The organism is Phytobacter sp. V91 (assembly GCF_965644225.1).
In the GTDB taxonomy this organism is placed as follows: domain Bacteria; phylum Pseudomonadota; class Gammaproteobacteria; order Enterobacterales; family Enterobacteriaceae; genus CBFFRJ01.
The window spans coordinates 1-7,973 of record NZ_CBFFRJ010000183.1; the positions used below are offsets into that span (position 1 = coordinate 1).

Sequence of the window (7,973 nt, forward strand, 5' to 3'; positions counted from 1 at the left end):
ACACGGTAGCAGTGTACCCGCCTGGTGGCGGGTAACTGAAGTGACTTTAAACATACAAGGGTTAGGGTGAGGGGAAAACAATCAATCCCGGTCAATCGCAAATGGCTGCCAGGCCTGACGTACCGGCATCACTTCCACCCGGTTGATATTCATATGATCCGGCAGGGTGGCGACATAGAACATCTGCTCGGCGATATCCAGCGCGGTTAATGGCGTGGTCCCACGGTACAGATTATCGGATGCCGCCTGATCCCCTTTGGTACGCACCAGGGTAAATTCGGTCTCCGCAATACCAGGCGCCAGATCGGTCACCCGGACGCCGGTGCCTAATAAATCGCAGCGCAGGTTGTAGCTGAACTGTTTTACGAAAGCCTTGGTTGCGCCATACACATGGCTGCCAGGGTAAGGCCACTGCCCGGCAATGGAGCCGATATTAATGATGCTTGCGCCTGCACCATGTTGAATCAACGTTGGCAGCAGAGCGTGGGTAACGTTAACCAGACCAGTGACGTTGGTGTCAATCATCGTTTGCCAGTCATCCAGATCCACTTTTTGCGCAGGCTGGGGTGCGAGGGCTAATCCGGCGTTGTTGATAAGAGTGGTGATATCAGCAAATTCGGCGGGCAGGGCAGCAACTGCCTGTTTTACGGCGTCTTTATCACGCACATCAAGTTCAATGATATGAACGGGCACACTCTCTGCCAGGGAGTCCTGCAACGCTTCAAGACGCGCAAGCCGACGTCCGCTCAGGACCAGCGACCAGCCAGCGTTGGCAAACACATGGGCGGCGGCTTCGCCAAATCCGGAGGTTGCGCCGGTAATGAATACCACTTTGTTTACATTCGTCATTTCATGCTCCAGTGCGGGTTTCATACAGCACTATAAAAACGCGCGTGGCGGGCAACCAGAGCCAGTTCACGAGAAATTCTGTGACACCTGTGTCACAAGCCACTAACAAGACTGGCTCTACCCGCAGACAAACTGTGCGCCGCATAGTGGTATCAACAACAACGGTATGAGAGGAGCAAGGCATGAAACTGGCACTTCAGAGCGAGATGACGATAACCAATGACGACGTACGTGAGCTGGACCGTTCGTATGTATTTCATTCATGGTCAATGCAGGGCAACCTCAACCCAATGGTGATTGCCGGTGCGAAAGGCTGCGAACTGTGGGACTACGATGGCAACACTTATCTGGATTTCAGTAGCCAGTTGGTAAACGTCAACATCGGCTATCAGCATCCTCGCGTGCTGGCGGCAATGAAAGCGCAGCTGGAAGAGTTAACGACCATTGCGCCGGCAACGGCAAACCTTGCCCGTGGCGAAGCTGCAAAGCGCATCGTTGACCTGGCACCAGAAGGTTTCAGCAAGGTGTTCTTCACCAACGCAGGCGCAGATGCTAACGAGAATGCGATGCGCATGGCGCGCATGTATACCGGGCGTGACAAGATCTTCTCGGCCTATCGCTCCTATCACGGCAACACCGGCAGCGCCATTGTGGCTACCGGCGACTGGCGTCGTGTGCCTAACGAATATGCTCGCGGTCACGTGCATTTCTTCAACCCGTATCTGTACCGCAGTGAGTTTAATGCCACCAGTGAAGCACAAGAGTGCCAGCGCGCATTACAACATCTGCGCCGGATGATTGAGTCAGAAGGCCCGACCTCCATTGCCGCGATCCTGCTGGAGTCTGTACCTGGCACTGCCGGGGTGCTGGTGCCGCCGAAAGGCTATATGCAGGGGGTACGCGCGCTGGCCGACGAGTTCGGCATCATGCTGATTGTGGATGAGGTGATGGCCGGTTTTGGCCGCACCGGCAGCTGGTTTGCTTTCGAGCAGGATGGTATCGTGCCGGATCTTATCACCTTCGCCAAGGGCGTGAACGCAGGTTATGTTCCGGCGGGCGGGGTCATCATTTCCGATAAAATCTCTCACTACTTTGACGACCATTTCTTTGCCGGTGGGCTGACCTACTCCGGCCATCCGCTGGCAATGTCGGCAATTGTCGCCACCATCGATGCGATGAAAGACGAAAAAGTGGTGGAAAACGCGGCAACAGTGGGCAACGGCGTGCTGCGCTCAGGCCTTGAAGCGCTGGCGGCGAAGTATCCATTGATTGGCGAAGTGCGTGGTCGCGGCATGTTCCAGGCGCTGGAGCTGGTGACCGATCGTAGCAGCAAAACACCGGTCGCTGCCGCGGATATGGGGGCGATTAAAGCAGCTCTGGTCAATGCAGGCATTTTGCCGTTCGTGGCGGAAAACCGTATTCACGTGGTACCACCATGCACCATGACGGCAGCCGAAGTACAAAAAGGGCTGGCGATTTTTGACAGCGTGCTGGGGCAGTTTAGTGGTCTGGCAAAATAGCAGGTTGCGCCTGAACGTTTTCTGAAAAATGATTTTCACTGGATGTAAATACAGTTTTTGTTCGTGCAAAGGGTTGTAAGAGGGTAGCATTCTCGCGGGTGCCTGAGGCTTTCTGAGTCAGGCATTTTGCAGGGTTCAGAAAGGTGAAAGCCCCAGGAGATAGTGTTATCAACCTGAGGCTCATCATCCAAACCCTAGCAGGTTGGATGTTAATCTCTTTTTTGCACGGAGGCAATAACATGCTGACGAAGTACGCCCTGGTGGCGATCGTGGTGCTGTGTGTCACAGCACTGGGTTTTACGCTGTTGGTACGCGACTCGCTTTGCGAGATGAGTTTCAAGCAACGTGATACTGAGTTTAAAGCTGTTCTCGCTTACGAAGTGACGAAGTAGCTAGCTGACTTTGCGGGGAGCAATCCCCGCAACTCCATCTGTCAGGCTGGAACCTCACGCACCCATTCTTTCACCCCATCCGATGTTCGCCGCGCACCAGTGCATCGCGCTCGAAAAAACGTTCAATCCTGCCATTCGCCATAAATGCCGCCCGGTCAGACATATGGGCGATGACATCAGCATCGTGGCTGACCAACAGATAGCTCATCCCATGCTGCACTTTAAGACGATTGAGCAGATTCAGGATCTCGGCCTGGACCGACATATCCAGCGCCGACGTCGGTTCGTCGAGCAGCAGGATTTGCGGGCGCAGTAACAGCGCGCGAGCAATGGCGACACGCTGGCGCTGACCGCCGGAAAGCTGATGGGGGAAGCGGCGTGCCGCGTCAGCCGGTAATCCGACCTGCTCCAGCGCTGTCTTCACCTTGTCCTCAATCTCGTTCTCGCCATGGATCTTTAGCGGTTCAGCGAGGGTGCGATACAGGGTGTGGTTCGGGTGCAGGGATGCGTAGGGATCCTGAAACACCATCTGCACATTGCGCCGCAATGTACCCTGAAAACGGCGGTTGGCTTTGATGGGATTGCCAAAAAGGGCAACCTCACCCTGCCACTCTCGCTGCAGACCGGCCAGTACCCGCAGCAGGGTGGATTTACCGCAGCCGGAGGCACCAATCAGACTGAAGGTTTCCCCTTTTTCAACGGTGAAACTGGCGTCTGAGACGACGGTCTTCTCGCCGAAACTGACTTTCAGGCCGCGAATATCAACGATTGCCATTATTCACCTCCTGAAAAGTATGGCTGCGATCCAGTACCGGCAGCATCTGCCCGTAAGTCTCTGCCCCAGGGCGGCAGGTCCAGAGCGTGCGGGTATAAGGATGCTGCGCATCCGGCAGTTGCGAAGCGGGCATTTCATCCACGCACGCCCCCTGATACATCACCATCACCCGGTGGCAGTGCTGCGCAACCAGCGGCAGATCGTGACTGATCAGTAACATCGCCATTTTCCGCTGCTCACATTGGCTCACCAGCAGTTCCAGTATCTGGTTACGCAGGCGAGCGTCCAGTGCGGAGGTAGGTTCATCGGCGATCAGCACTTTGGGGTTATTGACCAGCGCGATGGCGATCATCACCCGTTGGCCCATTCCACCCGAGAGCTGACCCGGGTAGCGTGCTAATACCATAGGGTCGAGTTCTACAGCACGCAGCGCTTCGCCAATCTTCTCCATGCGCTGCTTACGGCTAAGACGTTGATGCAGCGTCAGGGCTTCATCGAGCTGTGCGAGCACCGTTTTTACCGGATTGAGGGCGTAGCGCGGATCCTGTAACACCATGGCGATACCGTTGCCGCGCAGGTTGCGCCAGCCTTTGTTGCTCAGAGTGCCTAAATCCTGCCCCAGTACGTTGAGCGTACTGGCGCTGACTTTCCCGGGCTGACGAACCAGACCCATCAGCGCCCTTGCGGTCATCGATTTGCCGGAGCCCGATTCACCGACCAGCGCGAGGCGTTCATTGCCCAGCGTAAAGCTCAGGTTGTTCACGACCCTTGCCGTGGGGTAATCAATATTCAGCCCTGATACCTGAACACGTGTCTCAGTCATGTTGCGGCTCCAGTACATCGCGCAGGCCATCGCCCAGTAAGTTAAACGCAAGGCTTGCGACTAAAATCGCCGCACCTGGTGCGGCTGCAATCCACCACTGGTCGAAAATAACCTGCATGCCGTCGGCAATCATCGCACCCCATTCCGCCATCGGCGGACGCGCGCCCAGCCCTAAGAATCCCAGTCCGGCGGCGGCGAGAATGATACCGGCCAGATCGAGCGCCAGACGCACAATGGCTGAGGGCAGGCAAAGCGGCAGAATATGGCCGATAAGCAGTCGCCATCCCCGGATCCCCATCATTTCGGCCGCCGCAAGGTAGTCACTATGACGCAGACGTTGGATCTCACTGCGCGCCTGGCGGGCGTAGGCTGGCCAGGTGGTGAGCGCCAGCGCCAGGGCGCCATTGACCAGGCCCGGGCCGAGCATCGCCACAAAAGCAAAGGCCAGGATCAGGCGCGGCATTGACATCACCACGTCGGTGAAACGCATCAGAATACGCTCCAGCCAGCCGCCGTAAAAACCGGCCAGAATGCCGATAAGCAAGCCTGCGGGAAGGGTAATGACGGTCACCAGGGCGACCAGACCGAGCGCCGGACGGGTGCCGTATATCAGCCGGGAAAGCAGGTCTCGCCCGTAGCTGTCGGTGCCCAGCCAGTGAGTAGCGCTGGGGGCCTGGAGGCGTGAAGCCGCATCCTGCCAGTTAGGATCAAGCGGAGCCAGCCACGGCGCAAACAGCGCCAACAGCAGAAACAGCACCACCACAATAAGCCCGATAAAAGCGGCCGGAGAGCGACGAAGACGGCGCAGGAAGAGGGATGTCGGCATCAGTGCACCCTCGGGTCGGTCAACCGTACCAGCAGATCGGTCAGATTATTAATCAACACAAAGCAGACTCCAATCACCAGGGTGCCGCCCATGATGGCCGTGGTATCGCCGGCGAACAGGGCGGTGGTCAGATAGCGCCCGATGCCAGGCCAGGAGAAGACCGTTTCTGTCAACACCGCGCCCTCCAGCATGCCGGTGTAGGCCAGCGCGATCACCGTCAGCAGGGTGCCGCGAATATTCGGCAGCACGTGACGCAGCAGGATTGTCATTTCCCCGGCCCCCTTGGCGCGCGCCAGCAAAATATACTCTTTATTCATCTCGCCCAGGCAGGCAGAGCGGGTGAGGCGGGTAATGCTGGCAAGGGAGTAATAAGCCAGCAGCGTCACCGGTAAAACCAGGTGACTGACGGCATTTTTAAACGCCTCAGGATCGCCAGAAAGCCAGGTGTCAATCAATGTGAACCCGGTTCGGGGCGTTACCGTATACAGGTAGATATCGTCCAGTCGTCCGGGGCCTGCGCTCCATTGCAGACGGGCGTAAAACAGCGCCAGCATCAGCAGTCCCAGCCAGAATATCGGCACCGAGTTGCCCAGCAGCGTGAAGGTGCGTACCGCCAGATCCCAGGGGGAACCGGCGAAGCGGGCACACAGTATTCCGGCAATCACCCCGAGTACGCTACCGATAACCAGCGCCAGGGTTGCCAGTTCAAGCGTGGCCGGAAAGGTCGACAGCAGATCCTGTAACACCGGTTGCCCGGTGGCGCTGGCAGTGCCCAAATCACCATGAGCCAGGTTAACCAGGTAGTGCCAGAACTGAACAGGTAACGGCTGGTCAAGACCGAGCTGGTGGCGAACCTGGTCGTAGGTCGACTGGCTGGCGTGATCGCCAACGATTTGTAGTACCCGATCAACGGGAGAGAATGCGGATAGTGAAAAAGTGACCAGCAACAGGCCTGGAAGCGTCAGAGCGAGGGTGAAAAGGGTCTGTAAGACCGGCTTTACCCTGGGTGAAATCGCGGACATGAATAACTCATTTATAGCATCGGACGGGAAAGATTACCCCCTTCAGCCTGCGGCAGGGAAGGGGGATCCATACTTACTTGGTTACACGGTCATACCACACCATATCCGCATTCAGGCCCTGCTGGTAGCCCTTCACGTTATCGCGCACCACAATCTGGGTTTTACCCTGATCAACAAAGACGTACGGAGAGTTGTGTTGCAGCTCTTGTTGCATATTTTTGTAGAGATCCAGACGCTTAGCGGCGTCCGGTTCGGCAACGGCGGCAAGGGTTGCTTTACTCAGTTCAGGAATTTTCCAGCCGTTCAACCCGGCAACGGTGCTTGATTTTCCGTCGTTGTAAGCAAAGGCGCTGGCGTTGGAGTGGGCGTCGAAATAGTCCGGGATCCACAGGCGAATGGCAGCCTGATGCTGTTTGGCACGCACACGGGCATAAACCTGGCTACCGGCAGCCGGTAACAGATCCACTTTAACGCCACCCTGGGCGAAACTTGCCTGCATGGACTGGGCAATAGTGATAAACGGCGGTTTGTTCTCAACGTCCAGCGTGAAGTGGGCGTCTTTGATCCCCGCTTTGGCCAGAATTTCTTTGGCTTTTGCCGGATCGAACTTAAACGGGTTATCTTCCAGCGCGCCAGGCAGACCAACCGGCAGGAAGCTCTGATGGACGAAATACTGGCCTTTGAGCAGGTTTTTAGTGATGCCCTCGTAATCCACCAGCCAGCGTGAGGCTTCCCAGAATGCCGGGTTATTCAGCAGCGGGTTGGCGCTGTTACCGGCGTTAAAGACCAGGTAATTTTGCTCGGCAGAAGGAGTGCTCAGCACCTCAATGCCTTTTTTACCGGTCAACGCGCTGATTTGATCGGCGCCAAGATCGCGGGCGACATCCGCATCTCCCTGTTCAATTAACAGGCGACGGGATGCCGGATCCGGCACGTTCTTAATAATGATGTTTTTAACTTTTGGCGCGCCGCCCGGCGAGGTGGGGTTGGCATCCAGCACAATGGCCTGGTGCGGCTGATAGACGCGCATCTTAAATGCGCCGCTGCCTGCGGAGTGCATCTTCAGCCAGGCGTTACCAAAGTCATTGTCTTTTACATTGGCGCTGACCAGTTTTTCATCGACGATCGAGGCAATCGGCGTGGAGAGAATATTCAGCGCCACCGCCGGGCTGACGTCCGCCGTCCAGTGTAACTGAACGGTGTGGTCATCCACTTTCTTCAACTGACTGGCGATGTTGTCTGCCTGCCAGCCCAGCACGTTGAGAATAAAGGCCGGGGATTTGTTCATGGTGACGGCGCGGGTGTAAGAGAAAATCACGTCGTCTGCACGCAGCGGATTGCCGGAGGCAAATTTAGCGTCGCTTTTCAGCTTGATGGTCAGGGTTTTGGCTGCCGCATCCGCCTGCCAGCTTTCCGCCAGCACCGGATTAATCTTTTCAGGGTTCTCACGATCCGGCTGCACCAGGCGCTCATAGAGGCTCGGCACGGTCTGAATGCTGGAAAGCTCGTTAGCTTCAGCCGGGTCAAGGCTGACAATATCGTCCAGACCCTGTGCGACCACTAAAGTATCCGGCGGGGTGGCAGCATAGCTGGTGGCAGAGAGCAGCGTCATGATGACGAGGGGCAGCAATTTCTTGACCATAGGAGTTCCCTGTAAAGTTAATTTAGTGTGATTATTTTGTATCGCTAAATTAGGGAAGGTGCGATTTAATCGTCAGTTATGAGAACATAAGGCTTTCTTTGCCATAGATTTTTCACGATGCCCG

Annotated in this window: 8 protein-coding genes; 2 read left to right on the forward strand and 6 right to left on the reverse strand. The window is 56.4% G+C overall.

Features of this window, described 5'->3' with window-relative positions; all coding sequences use genetic code 11:
* Positions 1-81: 81 nt before the first annotated feature.
* Complete coding sequence (locus tag ACSZO4_RS23720) at positions 82-849, reverse strand: SDR family NAD(P)-dependent oxidoreductase (protein WP_437891534.1); 768 nt, start codon at positions 847-849, stop codon at positions 82-84.
* A gap of 182 nt (positions 850-1,031) precedes the next feature.
* Between ACSZO4_RS23720 and ACSZO4_RS23725 the strand changes: the two genes are divergently transcribed.
* Together ACSZO4_RS23725 and ACSZO4_RS23730 are read left to right on the forward strand one after the other, a co-directional pair.
* Positions 1,032-2,369, forward strand: a complete 1,338-nt coding sequence (locus tag ACSZO4_RS23725) for an aspartate aminotransferase family protein (RefSeq protein WP_437891535.1) — start codon at positions 1,032-1,034, stop codon at positions 2,367-2,369.
* 239 nt (positions 2,370-2,608) lie between these two features.
* Complete coding sequence (locus ACSZO4_RS23730; RefSeq protein ID WP_437891536.1) at positions 2,609-2,761, forward strand: Hok/Gef family protein; 153 nt, start codon at positions 2,609-2,611, stop codon at positions 2,759-2,761.
* Positions 2,762-2,831: 70 nt separating this feature from the next.
* Here the strand turns inward: ACSZO4_RS23730 and ACSZO4_RS23735 are convergent, their stop codons facing one another.
* The 5 genes from ACSZO4_RS23735 to ACSZO4_RS23755 all read right to left on the reverse strand — a co-directional run bounded on the left by ACSZO4_RS23735 (position 2,832) and on the right by ACSZO4_RS23755 (position 7,849).
* Complete coding sequence (locus tag ACSZO4_RS23735) at positions 2,832-3,536, reverse strand: ABC transporter ATP-binding protein (RefSeq protein WP_437891537.1); 705 nt, start codon at positions 3,534-3,536, stop codon at positions 2,832-2,834.
* Positions 3,523-4,359, reverse strand: a complete 837-nt coding sequence (locus ACSZO4_RS23740) for an ABC transporter ATP-binding protein (protein ID WP_437891538.1) — start codon at positions 4,357-4,359, stop codon at positions 3,523-3,525. The genes ACSZO4_RS23735 and ACSZO4_RS23740 overlap by 14 nt, the downstream gene beginning before the upstream one ends.
* Positions 4,352-5,185, reverse strand: a complete 834-nt coding sequence (locus ACSZO4_RS23745) for an ABC transporter permease (protein WP_437891539.1) — start codon at positions 5,183-5,185, stop codon at positions 4,352-4,354. The genes ACSZO4_RS23740 and ACSZO4_RS23745 overlap by 8 nt, the downstream gene beginning before the upstream one ends.
* A complete protein-coding gene (locus tag ACSZO4_RS23750) occupies positions 5,185-6,207 on the reverse strand; it encodes an ABC transporter permease (RefSeq protein WP_437891540.1) in 1,023 nt (340 codons plus the stop codon). The genes ACSZO4_RS23745 and ACSZO4_RS23750 overlap by 1 nt, the downstream gene beginning before the upstream one ends.
* Before the next feature lie 73 nt (positions 6,208-6,280).
* Entirely contained in the window at positions 6,281-7,849 is a 1,569-nt protein-coding gene (locus ACSZO4_RS23755; protein ID WP_437891541.1) for an ABC transporter substrate-binding protein, read from the reverse strand.
* Positions 7,850-7,973: the final 124 nt, after the last annotated feature.

Coding starts and splice junctions, on each gene's coding strand:
- ACSZO4_RS23720 (WP_437891534.1), bottom strand. CDS start 849: ATGACGAATGTAAACAAAGTGGTATTCATTACCGGCGCAACCTCCGGA.
- ACSZO4_RS23725 (WP_437891535.1), top strand. CDS start 1,032: ATGAAACTGGCACTTCAGAGCGAGATGACGATAACCAATGACGACGTA.
- ACSZO4_RS23730 (WP_437891536.1), top strand. CDS start 2,609: ATGCTGACGAAGTACGCCCTGGTGGCGATCGTGGTGCTGTGTGTCACA.
- ACSZO4_RS23735 (WP_437891537.1), bottom strand. CDS start 3,536: ATGGCAATCGTTGATATTCGCGGCCTGAAAGTCAGTTTCGGCGAGAAG.
- ACSZO4_RS23740 (WP_437891538.1), bottom strand. CDS start 4,359: ATGACTGAGACACGTGTTCAGGTATCAGGGCTGAATATTGATTACCCC.
- ACSZO4_RS23745 (WP_437891539.1), bottom strand. CDS start 5,185: ATGCCGACATCCCTCTTCCTGCGCCGTCTTCGTCGCTCTCCGGCCGCT.
- ACSZO4_RS23750 (WP_437891540.1), bottom strand. CDS start 6,207: ATGTCCGCGATTTCACCCAGGGTAAAGCCGGTCTTACAGACCCTTTTC.
- ACSZO4_RS23755 (WP_437891541.1), bottom strand. CDS start 7,849: ATGGTCAAGAAATTGCTGCCCCTCGTCATCATGACGCTGCTCTCTGCC.